22 protein-coding genes and 2 pseudogenes are annotated in these 20,769 nt (G+C 60.2%); 4 read left to right on the top strand and 20 right to left on the bottom strand.

Going from position 1 to position 20,769, the window contains the following annotated elements; genetic code table 11:
* The 3 genes and pseudogenes from E4P32_RS13430 to E4P32_RS13420 all read right to left on the bottom strand — a co-directional run.
* Positions 1-214: pseudogene (locus E4P32_RS13430) on the bottom strand (branched-chain amino acid ABC transporter permease); the annotation flags it as partial.
* 527 nt (positions 215-741) lie between these two features.
* A complete protein-coding gene (gene ispH, locus E4P32_RS13425; RefSeq protein ID WP_116436659.1) occupies positions 742-1,707 on the bottom strand; it encodes a 4-hydroxy-3-methylbut-2-enyl diphosphate reductase in 966 nt (321 codons plus the stop codon).
* A gap of 10 nt (positions 1,708-1,717) precedes the next feature.
* Entirely contained in the window at positions 1,718-2,173 is a 456-nt protein-coding gene (locus E4P32_RS13420; RefSeq protein ID WP_116436660.1) for a peptidylprolyl isomerase, read from the bottom strand.
* Between the two features lie 159 nt (positions 2,174-2,332).
* Between E4P32_RS13420 and radC the strand changes: the two genes are divergently transcribed.
* From radC to rpmG, 3 genes are all read left to right on the top strand, one after another.
* Complete coding sequence (gene radC, locus E4P32_RS13415; protein ID WP_116436661.1) at positions 2,333-3,007, top strand: DNA repair protein RadC; 675 nt, start codon at positions 2,333-2,335, stop codon at positions 3,005-3,007.
* A 146-nt stretch (positions 3,008-3,153) separates the two neighbouring features.
* A complete protein-coding gene (gene rpmB, locus E4P32_RS13410) occupies positions 3,154-3,390 on the top strand; it encodes a 50S ribosomal protein L28 (RefSeq protein ID WP_099792380.1) in 237 nt (78 codons plus the stop codon).
* A 24-nt stretch (positions 3,391-3,414) separates the two neighbouring features.
* Positions 3,415-3,582, top strand: coding sequence for a 50S ribosomal protein L33 (gene rpmG / locus E4P32_RS13405; protein WP_016833197.1), 168 nt, complete (start codon positions 3,415-3,417; stop codon positions 3,580-3,582).
* A gap of 127 nt (positions 3,583-3,709) precedes the next feature.
* Here rpmG and E4P32_RS13400 read toward each other — a convergent pair whose 3' ends face one another.
* The 17 genes and pseudogenes from E4P32_RS13400 to E4P32_RS13320 form a co-directional block, all read right to left on the bottom strand.
* On the bottom strand, positions 3,710-4,096 hold the full coding sequence (locus E4P32_RS13400) for an MliC family protein (protein WP_158559762.1): 387 nt from the start codon (positions 4,094-4,096) through the stop codon (positions 3,710-3,712).
* A gap of 16 nt (positions 4,097-4,112) precedes the next feature.
* A complete protein-coding gene (locus tag E4P32_RS13395) occupies positions 4,113-5,309 on the bottom strand; it encodes an acyl-CoA desaturase (RefSeq protein WP_116436663.1) in 1,197 nt (398 codons plus the stop codon).
* Positions 5,310-5,412: 103 nt separating this feature from the next.
* Positions 5,413-6,780, bottom strand: a complete 1,368-nt coding sequence (locus E4P32_RS13390; protein ID WP_116436664.1) for a mechanosensitive ion channel domain-containing protein — start codon at positions 6,778-6,780, stop codon at positions 5,413-5,415.
* A gap of 36 nt (positions 6,781-6,816) precedes the next feature.
* Positions 6,817-7,440: a phospholipase D family protein gene (locus E4P32_RS13385; protein ID WP_233526782.1), complete on the bottom strand. Its 624-nt coding sequence runs from the start codon at positions 7,438-7,440 to the stop codon at positions 6,817-6,819.
* Positions 7,440-8,696, bottom strand: coding sequence for an RsmB/NOP family class I SAM-dependent RNA methyltransferase (locus E4P32_RS13380; RefSeq protein WP_116436665.1), 1,257 nt, complete (start codon positions 8,694-8,696; stop codon positions 7,440-7,442). The genes E4P32_RS13385 and E4P32_RS13380 overlap by 1 nt, the downstream gene beginning before the upstream one ends.
* A gap of 24 nt (positions 8,697-8,720) precedes the next feature.
* Positions 8,721-9,341 (bottom strand): phosphoribosylglycinamide formyltransferase, encoded by a 621-nt coding sequence (gene purN, locus E4P32_RS13375; RefSeq protein ID WP_116436883.1) that lies wholly within the window; start codon positions 9,339-9,341, stop codon positions 8,721-8,723.
* Positions 9,342-9,439: 98 nt separating this feature from the next.
* Positions 9,440-9,838, bottom strand: a pseudogene (locus tag E4P32_RS13370) (barstar family protein); the annotation flags it as partial.
* Between the two features lie 47 nt (positions 9,839-9,885).
* On the bottom strand, positions 9,886-10,266 hold the full coding sequence (locus E4P32_RS13365; RefSeq protein ID WP_116436666.1) for a ribonuclease: 381 nt from the start codon (positions 10,264-10,266) through the stop codon (positions 9,886-9,888).
* 121 nt (positions 10,267-10,387) lie between these two features.
* The gene (locus tag E4P32_RS13360; RefSeq protein WP_116436667.1) at positions 10,388-11,584 is read right to left on the bottom strand and encodes a patatin-like phospholipase family protein; all 1,197 of its coding nucleotides are present in this window, start codon (positions 11,582-11,584) and stop codon (positions 10,388-10,390) included.
* 99 nt (positions 11,585-11,683) lie between these two features.
* On the bottom strand, positions 11,684-12,442 hold the full coding sequence (locus E4P32_RS13355; RefSeq protein WP_116436668.1) for a 3-hydroxyacyl-CoA dehydrogenase: 759 nt from the start codon (positions 12,440-12,442) through the stop codon (positions 11,684-11,686).
* A gap of 78 nt (positions 12,443-12,520) precedes the next feature.
* Positions 12,521-14,656, bottom strand: a complete 2,136-nt coding sequence (locus E4P32_RS13350; protein ID WP_233526795.1) for a sodium-translocating pyrophosphatase — start codon at positions 14,654-14,656, stop codon at positions 12,521-12,523.
* Positions 14,657-14,913: 257 nt separating this feature from the next.
* The gene (gene adk / locus E4P32_RS13345) at positions 14,914-15,570 is read right to left on the bottom strand and encodes an adenylate kinase (protein WP_116436670.1); all 657 of its coding nucleotides are present in this window, start codon (positions 15,568-15,570) and stop codon (positions 14,914-14,916) included.
* Between the two features lie 266 nt (positions 15,571-15,836).
* The gene (kdsB, locus tag E4P32_RS13340; RefSeq protein ID WP_116436671.1) at positions 15,837-16,640 is read right to left on the bottom strand and encodes a 3-deoxy-manno-octulosonate cytidylyltransferase; all 804 of its coding nucleotides are present in this window, start codon (positions 16,638-16,640) and stop codon (positions 15,837-15,839) included.
* Positions 16,641-16,706: 66 nt separating this feature from the next.
* Positions 16,707-16,910 (bottom strand): Trm112 family protein, encoded by a 204-nt coding sequence (locus tag E4P32_RS13335; RefSeq protein ID WP_116436672.1) that lies wholly within the window; start codon positions 16,908-16,910, stop codon positions 16,707-16,709.
* Entirely contained in the window at positions 16,891-17,913 is a 1,023-nt protein-coding gene (gene lpxK, locus E4P32_RS13330) for a tetraacyldisaccharide 4'-kinase (RefSeq protein ID WP_116436673.1), read from the bottom strand. Before lpxK ends, E4P32_RS13335 begins: the two co-directional genes overlap by 20 nt.
* A 21-nt stretch (positions 17,914-17,934) precedes the next feature.
* Positions 17,935-18,384: a biopolymer transporter ExbD gene (locus E4P32_RS13325; RefSeq protein WP_053196438.1), complete on the bottom strand. Its 450-nt coding sequence runs from the start codon at positions 18,382-18,384 to the stop codon at positions 17,935-17,937.
* Between the two features lie 33 nt (positions 18,385-18,417).
* A complete protein-coding gene (locus E4P32_RS13320) occupies positions 18,418-19,023 on the bottom strand; it encodes a MotA/TolQ/ExbB proton channel family protein (protein WP_116436674.1) in 606 nt (201 codons plus the stop codon).
* A gap of 290 nt (positions 19,024-19,313) precedes the next feature.
* Between E4P32_RS13320 and xseA the strand changes: the two genes are divergently transcribed.
* The gene (gene xseA, locus E4P32_RS13315; protein WP_116436675.1) at positions 19,314-20,687 is read left to right on the top strand and encodes an exodeoxyribonuclease VII large subunit; all 1,374 of its coding nucleotides are present in this window, start codon (positions 19,314-19,316) and stop codon (positions 20,685-20,687) included.
* The last annotated feature ends 82 nt before the right edge of the window (positions 20,688-20,769 follow it).

Raw genomic sequence — 20,769 nt, 5'->3', positions numbered from 1 at the left:
TGATCAGCTTGACGATGCCCGGCAGGTCCGGCGCCACGTGCTGGATCAGCTTCAAAATGCTCAAGCCTGCCATCGCGCCGATCATGAGCACGTCGCCGTGCGCAAAATTGATCAGGTTCAGCACGCCATACACCATCGTGTAACCCAATGCGATCAGGGCGTACATGCTCCCCAGGACCAGGCCGTTGATGATTTGCTGGATGAATATGTCCATGGATGCTTCCTAATTATGTGTAACGAATCAATGAAATGCCTGCGAGGGCAAAGCCGGCTCGCGGCCATGCATGCGAGCGATAGAGCAAAAAACGTTCCCGATCGGCCGGATCTTGCAAGCGCTTGACGGCGGCGGCAGACGGCCATGACTCGCGCTGTCGGCGGTGGGGCGCTATGAGGTCAAACGGGAAACGTGAAGGGAACGAGAGAAAAAGCGCGTCAAGATGGAGCGTGCAAGGGCAAGCTGGGGCAAATTCTTAGGGGTACTCATGCGGATGGTCATGATCAGGGACGCTCCTTCTTTGTCGAAAGGTCTTGGGACGATCAAAAAAGCGAGTGCGCCTTATGGGGGACTCGCGGTTGGAGCGGGATTATACCTAAGCGCAGGCTGCCACACGAAAAACCGCGCAAATGCCCGTCCGGCCTGTTCAGCCATGACATCCCGGACATAAAAAAAGCGCACCGGAGTGCGCTCTTTTCAGTCCCGAAGCAAACCGGGAAATTGATTCAATCGATTGAATCGACTCTTCAGTTGTTGTTGCCGATCACCGAACGACCGCCGCCCAGCCCCTTGGGCATCGGGAACGTGACATGTTCTTCGATGCCCTCAAGAATGCGCACGCTGCGCAACGAGCCTTCCTTGATCCGATCAATGACGGCCTGCACCAGCACTTCAGGCGCCGAGGCGCCGGCGGTGACGCCGACGCGGCGCTTGCCGTCCAGCCATTCCTGCTTGATCAGCTCGGCGTTGTCGACCATATAGGCCGGCACGCCCTTCTTTTCCGCAACTTCACGCAGGCGGTTGGAGTTTGAACTGTTGGGGCTACCGACCACGATCACGACGTCTACCTGCGGCGCCATGAACTTGACCGCTTCCTGGCGGTTGGTGGTGGCGTAGCAGATGTCACCTTTTTTCGGCTCAGCGATATTCGGGAAGCGTTGCTTGAGCGCGGCGATGATGTCGGTGGTGTCGTCCACCGACAAGGTGGTTTGCGACACATACGCCAATTGGTCGGGATCGGTGACCTGCAGCTTGAGGACGTCGTCGACGGTTTCCACGAGATACATGCCGGCTTCGGTCTGGCCCATGGTGCCTTCGACTTCAGGATGGCCCTGGTGGCCGATCATGATGATCTCACGGCCGTCGCGGCGCATCTTGGCCACTTCCATGTGGACCTTGGTAACCAGCGGGCAGGTAGCGTCGAACACGGTCAGGCCGCGTTCTTGCGCTTCGGCCTGCACCGCCTTGGAGACGCCGTGCGCCGAAAAGATGACGGTGTTCCCGGCCGGTACGTCGGCCAGCTCTTCGATGAAGATCGCCCCCTTGTTGCGCAGGTCGGCGACGACGTAGGCGTTATGGACGATTTCATGGCGCACGTAGATCGGTGCGCCGAATTGCGTCAGCGCGCGCTCGACGATTTCGATGGCGCGATCGACGCCGGCGCAAAAACCGCGCGGCTGAGCCAATAAAATTTCAGATTCTTGCTTGTCCATATCGAGCACCTTACAGAATCCCGATGATTTTTACTTCAAATTTAAGTGTTTGTCCGGCCAGCGGGTGATTGAAATCGAACAGCGCGCCTTGCGCATCGATCTCACGCAACACGCCTGCAAAGCGGCCGCCGCCCGGCGCCGCGAAATCGACCAGGTCGCCGACGCGATAATCTGCGTCCATCGACGAGTTTTCTTCCAGCGTGGCGCGCGAGATGCGCTGAATCAATTCCGGGTTGCGCGGTCCAAAAGCCTGCTCCGGCGCCAGCTCGAAAGTCTGGTGCACGCCTTCCGGCAATCCCAGCAGGCAGGCTTCCAGGAATGGTGCCAGCTGTCCTTGCCCGAATTGCAGCGTGGCCGGCTTTTCCTCGAAGGTGCTGACGATGTTTTCACCGGTCAGCGAAGCCAGGCGGTAATGCAGGGTGAGATAAGCGGTTTCGGTGACGACCGGGACGGAGGCGTTGGACATGAACAGTTTTCAGTAACAGTTTTCAGTAAGCGTGACAGCGTGGCAAATAAGCAGGCCGGATTGAGACAGCATAAATCGATACGACAGCCCGCTATTGTAAGCCACGTTGCGAAGCTCCGTAAAAAACCCCCTCGACTTTTGAGCATTTAAAAGGACCCCATGGCAATCACCGATTGGCCGGAAGACCAGCGCCCACGCGAGCGCCTGATCCGGCAAGGCGCGCAATCCCTGTCTGACGCCGAATTGCTGGCGGTGTTCCTGCGCGTGGGCGTGACCGGCAAAAGCGCGGTCGACCTCGGACGCGACATGGTCGGGCATTTCGGCTCACTGCAAGGACTGTTTGCCGCCCGGCTGGCCGATTTTTGCGGCATCAACGGCCTCGGTCCGGCCAAATACGCTCAATTGCAGGCCGTCCTGGAATTGGCCCGGCGCGCGCTGGCCGAAGAACTGACGACCGGCGCCGCGCTCAGCTCGCCCAAGGCGGTGGCGCATTATTTACAGCTGCTGTTTCATGGCAAGGCGTATGAAAGCTTCGTGGTGCTGTTTCTTGACGTCAAGAATCGCCTGATCGAGGCCGAGGAAATGTTTCGCGGCACGCTGACGCAAGCCAGCGTTTATCCTCGTGAAATCGTCAAGGCGGCGCTGGCGCGCAACGCTGCGGGCGTGATTCTGGCCCATAATCACCCTTCCGGCGAGCCGGAGCCGAGCAGCGCGGACCTGCTGCTGACACAGACGCTGCAACAGGCGCTGGGCCTGGTAGACGTGCGCGTGCTGGATCACATCGTGGTGGCCGGACGACGCACGCATTCATTTGCGGAGCATGGGCAGCTATAGCAACAAGGGATCCGGAAGGCCTTTTGCAATTGTTAAATTTAATTAATCACAACGACACAATTGTTTTCTGCAAGTCATTGAATAATCAATGGTTTTTGGCTATACTCTCTTTTTTTCCAATTTCTGGAATTTTTAAGGAGCACTCCATGGCACGTGTATGCCAAGTCACCGGGAAGGGGCCGATGGTCGGCAACAACGTCTCCCATGCGAACAACAAGACCAAGCGTCGCTTTTTGCCTAACCTGCAAAATCGCCGTATTTTCGTCGAGTCGGAAAACCGCTGGGTTTCCCTGCGCTTGTCCAACGCCGGCCTGCGCGTGATCGACAAAGTCGGCATTGATGCCGTTCTGGTCGATATGCGTGCTCGCGGCGTAAAAGTCTAACTAGCAGAGTAAAGGAAATCTATCATGGCTAAATCCGGCCGCGACAAAATCAAGTTGGAATCGACCGCAGGTACAGGTCACTTCTACACCACGACAAAGAACAAGCGCACGACACCTGAAAAACTGGCGATCATGAAGTTCGATCCCAAGGTTCGCAAGCACGTTGAATACAAAGAGACCAAGATCAAGTAATTGATTTTCCTCTTGTCGTAAAAAAAGCCCCGCGATTTGCATCCGGGGCTTTTTTATTGCCTGCGCATTCCTGAAGAATGCGCAGCGTCTGGTGAAATTGATAGCGGGAAAACCTGCTGCCCTGCCCTCACCAATTTTCAATTTGTTTGCAATCCTTGAGGATGGGCTCCGCATCTTCGCCCAGCGTTTCATCAGATAGAAATCCCTCGTTCCCCTTGTTCCACCAGACATAGCGTCCGGCAACGTATTTCACGCCCGAAGCCGCAACCACGCTCACGAACAGCTGGCGCTTGCCCGCTACCGGCAGGTATGCGAAGGCGCCCGCGTTGGTGTTGAGATAGCGCACCGGCAAACGCACGTCGCCGGCGCAACGATAAATCAGCCGTTGCTGGCTCAGGATCTTGACGTCGGGGAGGTTGAGATTGGGGACTGCAGTCTTCGCCAGCGTCGCGCCGGGAAGCGCCGCCGAAGCGGCGACGACTGCGAGCAAAATTGCAGGAAGAACTTTACTCACAGCCGATCGATACAAATTAAGCGTAGCTACGCAGGCGCAGCGCAAAATCGCGCAGTGCATGGATGCCGGATGCTTCAGCACGCACGCACCAGTCTTGCAACTGTTGCAGCAGCTGTTCGCGGGTCGAATTGGAACGGCCCCAGATCAAACCCAGCTCCACGCGCATTTCGTGCATGGTTTGCAGCGCCTTGCTGTGCGTGAACAACTCGGACAATTGTTGCTTCTGGCCGTCTTCCAGCTTGGCCGGTTCACGTTGCAGCAACTTCTTGGACGACTTCAGGAAACGCGATTCCAGCTTGGCTTTTTCCGCCAGGTGCTCCAACTCATCAGCCCAGGCGCGCTTGAGCGACTTGGCGTACTTGGACATGACGTCGTAGCGGTTGGCGATCACGGATTGCAGGGTGTCAAAGTCGGCGACCAGCTTCTGGCGATCGAACTTCGGTGCAGGTGCAACCTTCTTGACCTTGGCCAGGCCCATCATTTCCAGAATACGGATGTACATCCAGCCGATGTCGAACTCATACCACTTGGACGACAGCTTGGCCGAGGTACCGAAAGTGTGGTGGTTGTTGTGCAGTTCTTCGCCGCCGATGATGATGCCCCATGGGAACACGTTGGTCGCAGCGTCGTTGCAGTCGTAATTGCGATAGCCCCAGAAGTGGCCGATGCCGTTGATGATGCCGGCGGCGGTAATCGGGATCCATAGCATCTGGACAGCCCAGACGGTCAGACCGATGACGCCGAACAGCATGACGTCGATGATCAGCATCAGGCCGACGCCTTGCCAGCCGAAACGGGTATAGACGTTGCGCTCGACCCAGTCATCCGGCGTGCCATGGCCATACTTTTCCATGGTTTCGGCGTTCTTGGATTCCGTGCGATACAGCTCGGCGCCCTCCAGCAGCACCTTCTTGATGCCGCGTACTTGCGGGCTGTGCGGATCTTCTTCAGTTTCGCACTTGGCGTGATGCTTGCGGTGAATCGCGGCCCACTCCTTGGTGACCATGCCTGTGGTAATCCACAGCCAGAAACGGAAAAAGTGACTTGGAATGGCGTGTAGATCCAGCGCACGGTGCGCCTGGCAACGATGCAGGTAAATGGTGACGCCCGCGATCGTGATGTGGGTCACAATCAGGGTGTAAAAGAAAATCTGCCAACCGGTTGCGTGCAGCAAGCCGTTCGAAAGAAAGTCCAGGATCGAATCTACTGTCATTACCACTCCAAAAAAGAAAAACTTCACGGCAAATGAGTTTGCCAAAACAACTTGCTGAGCAACTTGCCGAGTGAAGTTGCCACCATCTAGCACTTATATTCTTTTATTTTCCGGCATTGTACGCTGATTGTGCATTCTTGTGCGCGGAAAATGCCATTCCGTCAACACTTTGTTCAAAACTGCGCTCATCCATCAGCCGAATGTCGCGTTTTGGATGCGCCACCTGGATGCCATGGGTTTTGAACACCCTCCAGATAGCCCTGTTAACGTCCGAGAGCACATTCAGACGACCATTTTCCGGGTCGGTGATCCAAAAACCTATTTCCAGTTGCAAACCGTCCTCGCCGATCTTGAGCAACAAGGCTTGCGGCAAGATCTGGTCGGATACGCGCTCCACTGCAAATGCGGCCTTCTCCAACATAGACAACACCGTTTCGATATCGTCCTGATACAAGATCGTAACTTGTGTTGCCAAACGTATAATTTTTCGATTCAGCGAGTAGTTCTGGACCGGCGTCGACATGAACATTTCGTTGGGCAACACGGATTCAATGCCGTCCAGCCCTTCGAGAATGGTGTAACGCGTGTTGATTTGCGTCACTTTTCCAAAGTAACGGTCTACATTCACCATATCACCGATCGCCAGGCTGCGTTCGAGCAGGATGACGAAGCCCGACACGTAACTGCTGGCGATCTTTTGCAGGCCCAGACCCAGACCGACGCCCAGCGCGCCGCCGAATACCGACAGCACCGTCAGGTCGATGCCGACCGCCGACAGGCTGACCAGGATCGCCACCAGGATCAGGACCGCGCGCACCATCCGCGCCACCACCGTGCGCAGCGACAAGTGCATGGTGTTGATCTTCATCATGCGGTCTTCCAGCATGGCGCCGGCCCACAGCGCGATGATCAGCGTCACCAGCACCGAGGCGGTGGCCTGCAGGATGGTCAGCAGCGAGGTCTTGTGGCGGCCCAGCGGCAGCATGGTGGTGTCGAGGTAATCGACCAGATCCGGCCACAGGCCGGTGATGTAGAGCAGCACGCAGATCCAGACCAGCGTGGCGAAGACTTTTTCGAACAGCTGGAGGAAGGCGCCGGCGGTGGTTTCCTTGACGAAGATGCGGCGCAGCACATAGAACACGAAGCGCATCGCCACCTGCGAAATCATCAGCGGCATCATGACGTGCCACAGCGTCACCGGCAGCTTCAGGCGGATCAGCACCAGCCGCGCCAGCGTCAGCAGAACCAGAATCAGCAGCGGCGACAGCACGCGCACGAAACTCTTGACGCCGATGTGCACCACGCTTTGCTCGTCGACGCCGCCCGACAATGTGAACAGCTTGCGCAGCAAGCGCGACAAACCCCAGCCGCAGGCGATGCACAGAGCGATGACGGCAAGCTGGCGCAGCAACTCCGTCAGCGGCAGTTCGCCGAACAGGTAGTCATAGAAATCGGTCAGCAAAGTCGACATGATCTTTCTTGGCGGTGGAAGGCGTGGCGCTGGCGGCTAGTGGTCCGGCCGATACGCTTCGGCTTCTTCGAAATGGCGCATCCAATTGGCGACGTACTTTGCCGCCAGCGGCGGATTCTTGCGCGCGATCAGGATGTTTTCGGCATTCTTGTTCTGCGCCGACCAGGTGAAATTATAGCTACCGGTGATCACGGTAGCGTCAGCGCCGGCGGCATCAATGACGATGACCTTGTTGTGTGCACTCTTGTAGCGTGTTTCTTCACGGATCGTGACGCCGGCGACAAGCATGGCGGCGACGCGTTCGTGGCCGAGCTTGTTGAGCTGGCCGGCATCGACCAGCACGCGCACGTCGACGCCGCGCTTGCGGGCGGCGATCAGTGACTTTGTGAGCGGCTTGCTGGTCAGGATGTAGGCTTGCACCAGCACTTGCCGGCGCGCCTTGTCGACGGCGTCGGTCAGCAAGCCTTCAATGTCGTCGCCCGGCGTGAAGGCGGTTTCAAGCGTTCCTTGTGCCGGCAGCACCTGCCCGCCTGCATCAAAGGCCTGCGCGACCGGAATCCCTGCGCAGGCAATCAGAGCGAACGCGGCGAGATGACCGCCATGTCGCCGCATGCCGGCCAGCGCCGGCAGCATGACAATGACCTGCAACATCTGCAGCATTACTTCTTGCGTTCCAGTACGGCTGCGAAGAAGCCGTCGGTGTGATGCACATGCGGCAGCATCTTGAGGTATTCGCCGGTGTCCAGGTCGATCTTCTGTTCAGCCAGCACCGTATTCATCGGCACCAGCGTGAAGTCCGGATTGGCTTGCAGGAACTGGGCGACGATGTCTTCGTTTTCCTCATTGAGGAAACTGCAGGTGCCGTAGACCAGGCGACCGCCGGCTTTCACCAGGCGTGATGCGCTGGTAAGGATGCTGATCTGCTTGACATTCATTTCGGCCACGGTCTCGACGGTCTGGCGCCACTTCATGTCGGGATTGCGGCGCAGCGTGCCGAGGCCGCTACAGGGCGCGTCGACCAGAACGCGGTCGATCTTGCCGGCCAGGCGCTTGACCTTGGCGTCGTTCTCGTGGGCGATCATGACCGGATGCACGTTGGACAGGCCGCTGCGCGCGAGGCGCGGCTTGAGCTTGGCCAGGCGTTTTTCCGAGATATCGAAGGCGTACAGGCGACCGGTGTTGCGCATCGCTGCGCCCAGCGCCAGCGTCTTGCCGCCGGCGCCGGCGCAGAAATCAACCACCATCTCGCCGCGCTTGACGCCGACGATCTGGGCCAGCAGCTGGCTGCCTTCATCCTGCACTTCAATGGCGCCGTCCTTGAACAACGGCAGGTTCTGCAGCGCCGGCTTTTTGATCACGCGCAGACCCAGCGGCGAGTACGGCGTCGGCTCGCAGAGGATGGGCGCTGCGGCCAATGCGGCCATGACGTCTTCGCGGTTGGCCTTGATGGCGTTGACGCGCAAGTCCAGCGGCGCTTGCTGGTTCAATGCCTCGGCCATTTCCATGGCGGCGGCCTCACCGTCACGTGCGATCAGCTTGTCGAGCAGCCATGGCGGCATGTTGGCGCGCATCGCCAGCGGCAGCTTGTTGCGGTCGATCTGGGCGGTGCGCGTGAGCCACTCGACTTCTTCGGGCGACAGGCCGGCGATCGATTCGATGCTGACCGTGTCGACCAGGCCGAGCAGCGCCATGCGGCGCATCATCGGACCGACGCCGGATTCGGCGAAATTGGTGAAGACCGACTTGTTGCGCAAGAGGCCGTACACCGATTCGGCGATGACGCCGCGTTCGCGGCCGCCGAGCTTGGGATTGTCGCGGAAGTAGCGTGACAGCGTGACGTCGGCAGGGCCGGTGAAACGCAAAATTTCACGCAAGACTTCTTCCGTGTGGGGAATGATTGCGGGTGGCAATCTCATACTGCTTCCTTCAAAAAATGTGGTTCAGACTTGCTCAGCGGATGGATCGAGACGGACGCGATTGCCGTCCAGGCTGAGCTTGCCTTCGACGAACCAGCGCACAGCGCGCGGGTAAATAAGATGTTCCTGTTCCAGCACGCGCTCACCCAGCGTTTCTTCGCTGTCGGAACCGCGCACCGGCACCGCGACCTGCGCCACGATCGGGCCGTGGTCGAGGTCGGGCGTGACGAAATGCACGGTGGCGCCATGCAGCCTGACGCCCGCCGCCAGCGCTTGCCGGTGCGTGGCCAGTCCCGGAAAGGACGGCAACAGCGACGGATGGATGTTGAGCATCCGGCCGGCATAGTGCTCGACGAACGGCGTGGTCAGGATACGCATGAAGCCGGCCAGCACCACCAGATCGGGCGCAAACACGTCGATCGCTGCGCGCAAGGCGGTATCGAACTGCTCGCGCGAGGAATAGTCCTTGTTGGCGACGACCGCCGTGGCAATGCCATGTTGGCGGGCAAAATCAAGCCCGGCCGAGTCGGCGCGGTTGCTGATGACTGCTGCGATGGAAACTGGCCATTTTTCAGCCTGGGCGGCCCGGACGATGGCTTCCATGTTGCTGCCACGGCCGGAAATCAGGATAACAATGCTTCTCATGGTCGGCATTGTAACCGCTGCCCGAGGCCGGATTGCCAAAAAATTGGCGGCGGCGCAGCCCTAAGCAACCCCAAGCGACAGAAAAAGCGGTGGAAAAACTACTGGAATGAATAAAAAACGCGGAACGCGACTTTCTTGTCGGCCCAGAAGTCGGCAGCGTCGCGGAACACGTCCAGCAAGGTTTCGCGGGCTTCCTTGTCGAATTTTTGTGTGTTCGGCAATTGCTCGATGACAACAATGAATCCCGGTTGCTGACCGGCCTTGTGCGTCAGGTCCGTCAGGCAATCGCCGAGGGCGTCGAAATTCTTGCCGAAATGGCGGGGGAAATGAAAGGCGCCGGCAATAATTGCGAGGACCTGCTGCTTGGTCGTCGCTTCGGCGCAATAGGCGTACAGAAAGTGTTGCCCAAGACGAGCAGCCTCTTCCTGCAAGTCGGTCACGCGGAAAGCGCGGATAGACTGCACAACATTTGGCGGCACCGTTTTAAATAAACTCATTTCTCCCTCAGATTTTGCAATGAATGCTGCAACCAGGATCGCCTCCTTCATTCCTTGATGCGTTGGAATGTCTGGTAATGATCCTTGGTGTAATAGTACTCACCGGACGTTTGCGGATTGCCGCCGGAGATGATCCGGCGCGCGCCGCGATTGCGTGCCTTGGGCGTTTTCACGGTGAATTCGTGATAATACCCGCGCTTCTGCCTCGGTAAAACCCCTTCGTAGTTGCCAAAAACCACGCCGTCCTTCGCATACGGATAAGGTCCGCCCTGTTTGATCAGGACCAGCGTCTGTTGCGCCTCAGGCGGCAACTGGCTGAGTGCGACGTCGTCGACGCCCAGGGAAGCGGGGCCTTTTGCGAATACGGAGCAAGATAACAGCAGCGCAGCAAGGAAAACAGACCACTGTTTCAGAAATGATGTCTTCAAGAGCAGGCTCGCATTTTTATGTTGCAGAAGTATTAATTATTCGCAATACCATTGCGTAGAGTAACGTTTTGCTTCAAACCAAGCAACTCGAATCTTTGACAGGACATGCCCGGCAGCGGGCTCACGCTTGGAGCGCGGCGATCCGTTCTGGTTCAAAAAATGCAAGAACCTGGTCGCGCATGGCGTAGGTATCGCGCTCGCCGAGGCTGATCAGCTCCTGCGTGAAGCTGCGCTCGAACAGCAGATAGGAAGCCAGCGCCGCGCCGCGCACTTCGGTCGCGCCGATGCCGCCCAGCATCACCCGCACCGGCCGCGGCAGGCTGTTGACGTGGCGGCTGGCGATCTCGTCGATACGCTCTGACGGAGAAATCACCAATACCTCGATCGGCTTGAGCGGGGTTTTGGCGCGCTGCTCCGGCGTCAGCATCGACAAAGTCTGGTTGACGCGGTTGGTGCGCTCGATGTCGGCCGCGAGTCCGTCGAGGAAGATGCTCGACAAGGCATGACCGGCCACTTGCGCCAGGCTGGGATATTGCGCCAGTTGGGTCGGCGCTTCGGAACGCTCGCCCATGCGGCCGGCGCCGATCACCAGGATCTTGCTGGCACCGAGGTGAATCGCCGGAGAAATCGGCGCAACCTGGCGCATGGAGCCGTCGCCGAAATACTCGCGCCGGCCTTCATAGAAAATCGGAATCGCAGGGAAGATGAACGGAATCGCCGACGACGCCAGCAGATGCTCGACGCCGATCTGGTCGCGGATGGCGCCGCGCTGGGTGCGGCTCCACGGTTCGATTTCCTGCATCGACTGATAAAACGTCAGATGCTGGCCGCCGGTATAGGACGAGGCCGTCACCGCCAACGCATGCAGGTTGCCGCTGGCCAGCGCGTCGTCGAGACGCGGCAGATCCAACAGGCGGTGCAGCATGGTCACCAGCGGGGTGTTGTCGAGCAGCGAATTGGGCGGGTTGGCGCGCCACTTGCGCAGCAGCCAGCCGAAAGAGAACAGCGACAGCCAACGCGCGCCGGAACGGATCACGCCGAGCGAGTCGGCGCGATAAACCTGCTCCACCTCGAAGTTCGACCAGACGTTGACGAGCTCGCGCACACCTTCGCCGAAATCGTCGGCACGGCACGCCAGCGCAGTGGCGTTGATCGCCCCGGCCGAGGTGCCGCAAATGATCTTGAAAGGATTCTGATGCCCGGGCCAGCCGGACTCCAGCAAAATCATGGACACGGCGTTGAGAACACCGACTTGGTAAGCCGCACGTGCGCCGCCGCCGGTCAGGATCAGCCCTGTTTTTTTATCTGTTGACTCCATGCCAACAGCTTAGCAGGGCACACGCGCTTGCGGCACATGTTGATTCGCAAAAATTCCACATGTTGCTAAAAATACGCACGGAATAATTGCGTAACTATTCTATTTCGGCGGCATGCGGATGGCGCCGTCGAGACGGATGGTCTCGCCGTTGAGCATCAGGTTCTCGATGATGGTCTTGGCCAGGTGTGCGTACTCGACCGCCTTGCCCAGACGCGGCGGAAACGGCACTGCGCCGCCCAGCGAATCCAGCACTTCCTGCGGCATCGACATCATCATCGGCGTCTCGAAAATCCCCGGGGCAATGGTCATCACACGGATCCCGCTGCGCGCCAGGTCACGTGCCATCGGCAGCGTCATGCCGACGATCGCCGCCTTGGAAGCGGAATACGCAGTCTGACCGATCTGGCCGTCGAAGGCCGCCACCGAAGCGGTATTGATGATCACGCCGCGCTCGCCCTGCTCCAGCGGCTCCTGTTTGCTCATGGCGTCGGCCGCCAGGCGCGCCATGTTGAAGGTGCCGACCAGATTGATGTTGAGGGTCTTCTGGAACAAGGCCATCGTATGCGGGCCGTCCTTGCCGATCAGCTTGGCGCCCGGTGCGATACCGGCGCAATTGACCAGGCCGCGCAGGCTGCCCAGTTGCTGCGCCGCCGCGATCGCCTTCAGGCCGTCTTCTTCCGTGGTCACGTCGCAGCGCACAAATTCACCTTGCAGCTCGGCCGCCAGCTTTTGCCCGGCCTCTTCCTGCAAATCGGCCAGCACCACCTTGCCGCCGTTCTCCGCCAGCATGCGCGCGGTCGCCGCACCCAAACCCGATGCCGCGCCCGTCACCACAAATACCTGTCCCGCAATTTGCATGTCTTCTCCAATAATAAAGACCGGCATGGAGTACCCATGCCGGTCGTTTTTTTAGTCATCCTGGTGGGATGTGGGCTTCTATTTTCCCACGGGTACGGCGATCACGACAGCTTCTGTTGTCGTTGTGGTGGTCGTCACCGCAGCCGGCACTGCTGCGGCAGCCGTCGCGGCTGTCAAGGCAGGCGCCGGCAGCAAGGGCACCAACAGCAGCGCAACGATGTTGATGATCTTGATCAGCGGGTTGACGGCCGGACCGGCGGTGTCCTTGTACGGATCGCCCACGGTGTCGCCGGTGACGGCCGCCTTGTGCGCATCGGAACCCTTGCCGCCGTGATGGCCGTCTTCAATGTACTTCTTGGCGTTGTCCCAGGCGCCGCCGCCGGTGGTCATCGAAATCGCCACGAACAGGCCGGTGACGATGGTTCCCATCAGCAATCCGCCCAGCGCCGCCGGTCCCAGCAACAGGCCGACGATGATCGGAACGATCACCGGCAACAGCGAGGGCACGATCATTTCCCTGATCGCCGACGAGGTCAGCATGTCGACCGCCTTGTCGTACTCCGGCTTGCCGCTGCCGTCCATGATGCCCTTGATCTCGCTGAACTGACGGCGCACTTCGATCACCACGGCGCCGGCCGCGCGGCCCACTGCTTCCATCGCCATCGCACCGAACAGGTAGGGAATCAGGCCGCCGATGAAGAGGCCGACGATTACCATCGGATTGGACAGGTCGAACGAAGTGCTCTTGCCGACCGCATCGAGCGCATGCGTGTAATCGGCGAACAGCACCAGCGCCGCCAGCCCGGCCGAACCGATGGCGTAGCCCTTGGTGACGGCCTTGGTGGTGTTGCCGACGGCGTCGAGCGGATCGGTAATGGCGCGCACCGATTCCGGCATGCCCGACATCTCGGCAATGCCGCCGGCGTTGTCGGTGATCGGACCGTAGGCATCCAGCGCCACGATGATGCCCGCCATCGACAGCATCGACGTCGCCGCAATCGCGATGCCGTACAGCCCGGCCAGCCAGTACGACGCCAGGATCGCCGCACATACCGCCAGCACCGGATAGGCAGTCGACTTCATCGACACGCCCAGGCCGGCGATGATGTTGGTGCCGTGGCCGGTGGTCGAGGCTTGCGCGATATGCTTGACCGGCTTGAAATCGGTGCCGGTGTAGTACTCGGTGATGTAGACCATCAGGCCGGTCAGGACGATGCCGATCACTGCCGAACCCATCAGCGGCACGCGCAGTTCCGGCGGCACCATGGTCCAGGTGACCACGGCGAAGCCGATCAGGCTGAGGATCGCCGCCCACCACAAACCGGTGTACAGCGCCGACATGATCTTCTTGCCGGGCGCGACCTTGACCATCATGCAGCCGACGATCGACGCCAGAATCGAGACGCCGCCCAGCGCCAGCGGATACAGCACCGCCAGCACTTCGCCGCCCTTGATCACCAGACTGCCGAGCAGCATGGTGGCAATCAGCGTCACCACATAGGTCTCGAACAGGTCGGCCGCCATGCCGGCGCAGTCACCGACGTTGTCGCCGACGTTATCGGCGATCACCGCCGGATTGCGCGGATCGTCTTCGGGAATACCGGCTTCGACCTTGCCCACCAGGTCGGCGCCGACGTCCGCGCCCTTGGTGAAGATGCCGCCGCCGAGCCGGGCGAAGATGGAGATCAGCGACGCGCCGAACGCCAGCCCGATCATCGGCCGCAAGGCGTCATGCAAGGACGCCGCGCGCCCTTCGCCATGCAGGAACAACCACCAGAAAAACAGCGCCACGCCCAGCAGGCCAAGCCCGACCACCAGCATGCCGGTGATCGCGCCGCCGCGAAACGCCACGTTGAGCGCCTCGTTCATGCCCTTGGTGGCTGCCTGCGCGGTGCGCACGTTGGCGCGCACCGACACGTTCATGCCGATGAAGCCGCAGGCGCCCGACAGCACCGCGCCGATCAGGAAACCGATCGCCGTAATCCAGCCCAGGCCGGGAATCAATGCAATGAGGATGAAGAGCACCGCACCGACCAGCGCGATGGTGCGATACTGGCGCGCGAGATAGGCTGCCGCGCCTTGTTGAATGGCAGTCGCGATGTCTTGCATGCGCTGGTTGCCGGGGTCCTGCTTGAGAATCCAACTGCGGGAAATAAGACCGTAGATCACTGCGATCACGCCGCATGCCACGGCAAACCATAGGGCTCCTGCCATCATGTCTCCTCCTTGTTTTTGCACGACAAAGTCAACAATCACGACCTTCCGCAGCAACGTCTCTTGTGACGTCATTGCGGACACTGCGCACTGCAATACTTTACGTGGCCTCTTTTATGGATTTGATGGGCCGCCCCTGTTTTACACCGTATCGGTTACGCCTGACTCCCCTGTTTTCAATCTGTCTATAACCAAGCTGCTGCATCCGCGGTATCTGCTACGGACATAAAAAAAGCGGACACATGGTCCGCTTCATTTTATGACGCCAGAGCGGCAAATGCACTCTCTCTGATTTGTTCCACCGGTCCGACGCCGGCGATCTTGCGATACTGCGGTGCGCCCGGTTGACCCGACTCGGCCCACTTGCCATAGTAGCCGACCAGCACTTCGGTCTGCTCGTGATACACCGACAGGCGCTTCAGGACGGTTTCTTCCTTGTCGTCGTCGCGCTGGATCAGCGCTTCGCCGGTGACGTCGTCCTTGCCTTCAACTTTCGGCGGATTGAACTTGACGTGGTAGGTGCGGCCCGAAGGCTGATGCACGCGACGACCGCTCATGCGCTCGACGATGGCGCTGTCGGGCACGTCGATTTCCAGCACGTAATCAATTTTGACGCCGGCATCCTTCATGGCGTCGGCTTGCGGCGTGGTGCGCGGGAAGCCGTCGAACAGGTAACCGTTGGCGCAGTCAGGCTGCTTCAGGCGGTCCTTGACCAGGCCGATGATGATGTCATCGGAAACCAGACCACCTGCGTCCATCACCTTCTTGGCGGCGACGCCAAGTTCCGTACCGGCAGCAACGGCGGCGCGCAGCATGTCGCCCGTCGAAATCTGAGGAATGTTGTACTTTTCCTTGATAAAAGTGGCTTGCGTACCTTTACCGGCACCAGGCGCTCCTAGAAGGATGAGGCGCATATGTTTTCCTAAATTGAAGTTTTGAATTCTATTGCGATGGCAATCCGTGCAACTGTTGCCATCGAAGGCGATTGTCTCTGTGACGCCGCTTGCATCTTGCTCTTGACGAAACTTACCACAAAATCTTACTGAATCATGACAAACGCCTATTTTTTAGGCAGTTTGCCGACCTCAATTATCGCTATGGAGAATGACAGGAGACTTACAAAACCGCGCTGGTGGCGCATCATCGGCGAGACGATTTGTCTCACGAAGAGCAACCGACATTACAGCGCGGAAATAGCCGCCACCAACGGACTGTCGGGAGGCGCTTCGAAATGCTTGCGCACGCGCTCCAGATCCTCCGGCGTGTCGACGCCGGCTTCGGGCAACATCGAAGTCACGTGCACCGCGATCGAATAGCCGTGCCAGAGCACGCGCAACTGCTCGAGCGCCTCGATGCGTTCCAGCGGCGACGCCGTCAGCGTCGGATAGATTTGCAGGAACTTGTTGGTATAGGCGTACATGCCGATATGGCGCAGCGGCGCGAATTCATGGCTATGCAATTCGGACAGACTGTCCTTCGATTGCGCAAACCCGTCGCGATGCCACGGAATCGCGGCGCGCGAGAAGTACATGGCGCGCCCTTCCTTGTCCAGCACCACCTTGACGACATTGGGATTGAACATTTCCGGCAGCAGTTCGATCGCATGCGCCGCTGTCGCCATCGGCACGTCGGCCTTGATATGGCCGGCGGTGGCGGCGATCAGGCCGGGATCGATCAGCGGCTCGTCGCCCTGCACGTTGACCACCACGGCGTCTTCGGCCAGGTCCAGCGCCGCCGCGACTTCGGCGATGCGGTCAGTACCCGAGGGATGGTCGGCACGCGTCATGGCGACGTCGATGCCGTGCTGTTCGCAGGCGGCGTAGATGTCGCGGTGATCGGTGGCGACCACAATGCGCGCCGCGCCCGACAAGGCCGCCCGCTCCGCCACACGCACGATCATCGGCTTGCCGCCAAGGTCGGCCAGCGGCTTGTTCGGCAAACGGGTGGAGGCGAGGCGTGCGGGGATGATGACGGTAAAGGACATGGCGGGAATCAATCAGCAATCAAACGTACGACAACAGAAACTGCGGAAACTGCAGAAACTTGTTCTTTATTCAGCAGCCGGTTCGACCGCTGGCACAGCAGGCGCGGCGCCCAGATCGCGTGCTTCGTCAGCCCACATGATCGGGATGCCGTCGCGGATCGGATAAGCCAGCTTGTCGCCGTTGCAAATCAGTTCCTGGGCTTTTTTGTCGTACTCGAGCGGGCCCTTGCAAACAGGGCACACGAGGATATCAAGCAATCGGGCGTTCACGGAGTTTCTCCACAATGTGTTCAGCCAGCGCGCCGTCTATGCGCGCCGTCACAGGCACGACCCAGATGCGGGGATCGTTTTTGATGGCCTTTATAGCCCTGCATTTTACTGCATCCTTCTCGGTGATCAGGATCACCGCCGCCGACATCGCGGCGAAGGGGTTGTGGGCAAAATCGTAATGGTCGGGCAATGCCACCCGCTCGAAGTTCAGGCCGGCCTGCTCCAGCGTCGTAAAAAAGCGTGCCGGATTGCCGATGCCGGCCACCGCGGCAATGCCTTCGGCAGCGCTGAGCGAGGCCAGCGGCTGGCGGCATGCACGGTCTGTCAGCAACTCGATCTGATCAGACTCCAGCCGCATCGCGAACGCGCCGGCAGGTGCTTCGCCGGCGGCGCCGACATTGCATACCGAGAAGTCGCGCCGGCGCGAAGCCGGTTCACGCAGCGGCCCCGCCGGCAGCAACCAGCCGTTGCCGTTGCCGCGCGTGTCGGACAACACGATTTCGACATCGCGCGCCAGCGCGTAATGTTGCAAGCCATCGTCCGAAACGATCACGTCGACTTCAGGATGCGCCGCCAGCAAAGCCTGCCCCACCGCCACCCGGCTGCGGCCGACCATCACGGGGCAACCGGCGCGCTCGGCGATCAGCAGCGGTTCGTCGCCGACCTCCGCGGCCTTCGAACCTGAAGTAACGGGACGCGCTTCAGCCTGCGCCGAACCATAACCGCGCGAAATCACGCCGGGCGTATAGCCGGCCTGGCGCAAGGCCTGCACCAGCCAGATCGCCAGCGGCGTCTTGCCTGTGCCGCCAACGAAGACGTTGCCCACCACCACCACCGGCACGTCCAGACGCGTCGCCTGTTTCAGCCCGAAACGGTAGAGCGCGCGCCGCGTCAGCGCGACGGCGCCGAACAGCAGCGACAGCGGCCACAGCAGGCACGCGAGCCAGCCGCGCCGCAGCCAGGCGCGCGTCAGCGTCGATTCGAGGGAGGAAGGTGCGGACAAAGGTAGAGGCGCGCGTGCGGCTTACTTGCCGCCGGTCTGCGCGGCGAACGTGACCTTGGCGAAACCGGCCGTACGCGCCGCTTCCAGCACGTTGATCACGGTCTGGTGCGCAGCCAGTGCGTCGGCATTGATGATCACCACCGGATCGGGCTTGCCGCCGCTGCTATCGGTATTGGCAGCGTTAGCCTGCACTGCGCTCTGCAATTCGCGCGCCAGTCCGGCCGCGTCGCGTGCAGCGATCTGCACGTTGTTGATGGCGTAGCGTCCTTGCGCGTCGACTGCGACGTTCAGTTCGAACGGCTGCTCCAACGCCTTCTCGGCGTTGGCGGTCGGCAGCGTGATCTGCAAGGCGGTGAACTTGCTGTACGTCGTCGTCACCATCAGGAAGATGACGATCACCAGCAGGACGTCGATGAACGGGATCAGGTTGATTTCCAACTCTTCCCGTGCGCGGCCTTTGCGAAAATTCATGGCGCTTCCTTTTGCTTGTTTCTTTATTTCTTGTTACTGGCGCGAACCGTGCACGACGTCGACGAACTTGACGGCCTGCTGCTCCATGTCGACCACGAAGCCGTCAACCAGCGCGCGGAAGTGGCGATAGAACACCAGCGCCGGCATCGCAATCGCTAGGCCGAAACCGGTGTTGTACAGCGCAATCGAAATACCGTGCGCCAGCTGCGACGGATTGGTGCCCGCGGCATTTTGCGAGGCGAAGATTTCGATCATGCCGATGACCGTGCCGAACAAACCCATCAGCGGCGCCAGCGAGGCGATCGTGCCGAGCGTGGTGAGATAGCGCTCGAGGCGATGGGCGGCGGCCTGGCCGGCTTCTTCGATGGCTTCCTTCATGACTTCACGCGGCGCGTCGACGTTGCGCAGACCGGCGGCCAGCACCTGGCCCAGCGGCGAATTCTGTTCCAGCTTGTCGATCACGTCGTCGTTGACGCGGCCGCTTTCATAGACGCGCACCACTTCCGGCAGCAAATCGTCCGGCAGCACGCGCGAGCGGCGCAGGTACAGGAGTCGTTCGATGATCAGCGCAAGGCCGATGATGGAGGCCATCAACAACGGCCAGATCGGCCAGCCTGCGGCCTGGATGATTGCGAACAAGAGAGACTCCTTTAATACAATGATGTAATGACGAATGCTGCCGGGTTAAACCCTGCTTCATTTTCCGGTGCAGAATGTAACGCGTTGCAACCCGCCGGGCAAGACCAAGATACAGCGGTTGCAAAGGTTTCGCCGGACGCCGCAGCAGAACCGATTTAAAATCTCGTGCACTTACCCACATTTCCTGTGCATAACTTTGTGAACAAGCGCTTTGCAATGATGCAAGCCCCTTGATTTCAAAGCGTTTTTCCATCCTGAACAGAAACCGTGCACTGACCTCACGCCAGCCAATGAACCACGACGATTTTTCCAGCCCCGCCCCTACCGCGCCACCGTCCGGTCCGCCCGTGCTCGCCGTATCGGCACTCAATCAGGCGGTCGCGCGCGTGCTGGAGCGGACCTTTCCGCTGGTCTGGGTGTCCGGCGAAATATCCAATTTTACCCGCGCTGCGTCCGGTCATTGGTATTTCACGCTGAAAGACGATGCCGCCCAGGTGCGCGCCGTGATGTTCAAAGGCCGCGCCCAGCATGCCGGCTTTTCGCCGCGCGAAGGCGACAAGGTCGAAGTACGCACGCTGGTCACGCTGTATGCGCCGCGCGGCGACTACCAGCTCAACGTCGAAGCGATCCGCCGCGCCGGCGTCGGCAATTTGTATGAAGCCTTCCTGCGCCTGAAGGAGAAGCTCGAGAACGAAGGCCTGTTCCATCCCGACCGCAAACGTCCCCTGCCCGTCTTCCCGCGTTGCGTAGGCATCGTCACCAGCCCGCAAGCTGCGGCGCTGCACGACATCCTGACTGCACTGCGACGCCGCGCGCCGCACGTGCGCATCATCCTCTATCCAACGCCGGTGCAGGGCGAAGGCGCCGGCGCGAAGATCGCGCGCGCCATCCAGACAGCATCACAGCGCGCCGAATGCGACGTGCTGCTGGTCGGTCGCGGCGGCGGCAGCATGGAAGATCTGTGGGCCTTCAACGATGAAGCCGTGGCCCGCGCGATTGCGGCGTGCCCGGTGCCGGTGATTTCCGGCGTCGGCCATGAAACCGATTTCACGATCGCCGATTTCACCGCCGACCTGCGCGCGCCGACCCCGACCGCCGCCGCCGAGTTGTGCGCGACGCCGCGCGCCGAGTGGCTGGCGCAGTTGCAGAATCATGCCGCCGATCTCACACGTGCACTCAGGCGTCGCCTTGCCGAACAGGGCCAGACCGTCGACTGGATGTCGCGCCGACTGGTCAGCCCGGCTTCGTACATCGCGCACGAACGCGTCAAGCTGCGTGCGCTGCAGGCGCGTCTCGAACACGCCACGCGCACACCCGTCACGCGGGCCCGTTATCAATTGCAACATCTGCAAACGCGTCTGCAGAATCGCCTGCCCGACACGCGCGCCGCACGTCTGCTGGTGGGCGGTCATCAACGCCGCATCGGCAACGCCGTCGCGCTGCTGGTGCAACGACAACGGCAGACACTCGCAGCGCAATCGTCTCAACTTGAATTGCTCAATCCGCAGCGCACGCTCGAACGCGGCTACGCCATCGTCACCGACGCCAAAGGCAAAGTCCTGCGCGCACCTTCCGAACTGCAACCGCGCAGCAATGTCACGCTGCGACTGGCCGACGGCAGCGCCGAAGTCGGCATCGCCAGCGTGCAGCCGACGCTGGATTGATAGCGAACTGCCTCCGAATTGAAGGTGAATCTGCGGCGTATTGAGAATCATCTTTATTCAGGCCACCTGCACCTGAATTTCC

The sequence above is a fragment of the Herbaspirillum sp. 3R11 genome (assembly GCF_004563925.1).
Lineage (GTDB): Bacteria > Pseudomonadota > Gammaproteobacteria > Burkholderiales > Burkholderiaceae_D > Herbaspirillum.
This window is presented reverse-complemented; position numbering and strand designations above follow the sequence as displayed.

Coding starts and splice junctions, on each gene's coding strand:
- E4P32_RS13360 (WP_116436667.1), bottom strand. CDS start 11,584: ATGGAGTCAACAGATAAAAAAACAGGGCTGATCCTGACCGGCGGCGGC.
- kdsB (WP_116436671.1), bottom strand. CDS start 16,640: ATGTCCTTTACCGTCATCATCCCCGCACGCCTCGCCTCCACCCGTTTG.
- radC (WP_116436661.1), top strand. CDS start 2,333: ATGGCAATCACCGATTGGCCGGAAGACCAGCGCCCACGCGAGCGCCTG.
- E4P32_RS13325 (WP_053196438.1), bottom strand. CDS start 18,384: ATGAATTTTCGCAAAGGCCGCGCACGGGAAGAGTTGGAAATCAACCTG.
- E4P32_RS13350 (WP_233526795.1), bottom strand. CDS start 14,656: ATGGCAGGAGCCCTATGGTTTGCCGTGGCATGCGGCGTGATCGCAGTG.
- E4P32_RS13420 (WP_116436660.1), bottom strand. CDS start 2,173: ATGTCCAACGCCTCCGTCCCGGTCGTCACCGAAACCGCTTATCTCACC.
- ispH (WP_116436659.1), bottom strand. CDS start 1,707: ATGGACAAGCAAGAATCTGAAATTTTATTGGCTCAGCCGCGCGGTTTT.
- E4P32_RS13395 (WP_116436663.1), bottom strand. CDS start 5,309: ATGACAGTAGATTCGATCCTGGACTTTCTTTCGAACGGCTTGCTGCAC.
- rpmB (WP_099792380.1), top strand. CDS start 3,154: ATGGCACGTGTATGCCAAGTCACCGGGAAGGGGCCGATGGTCGGCAAC.
- xseA (WP_116436675.1), top strand. CDS start 19,314: ATGAACCACGACGATTTTTCCAGCCCCGCCCCTACCGCGCCACCGTCC.
- rpmG (WP_016833197.1), top strand. CDS start 3,415: ATGGCTAAATCCGGCCGCGACAAAATCAAGTTGGAATCGACCGCAGGT.
- E4P32_RS13385 (WP_233526782.1), bottom strand. CDS start 7,440: ATGCTGCAGATGTTGCAGGTCATTGTCATGCTGCCGGCGCTGGCCGGC.
- E4P32_RS13390 (WP_116436664.1), bottom strand. CDS start 6,780: ATGTCGACTTTGCTGACCGATTTCTATGACTACCTGTTCGGCGAACTG.
- adk (WP_116436670.1), bottom strand. CDS start 15,570: ATGCGCCTCATCCTTCTAGGAGCGCCTGGTGCCGGTAAAGGTACGCAA.
- E4P32_RS13355 (WP_116436668.1), bottom strand. CDS start 12,442: ATGCAAATTGCGGGACAGGTATTTGTGGTGACGGGCGCGGCATCGGGT.
- purN (WP_116436883.1), bottom strand. CDS start 9,341: ATGAGAAGCATTGTTATCCTGATTTCCGGCCGTGGCAGCAACATGGAA.
- E4P32_RS13380 (WP_116436665.1), bottom strand. CDS start 8,696: ATGAGATTGCCACCCGCAATCATTCCCCACACGGAAGAAGTCTTGCGT.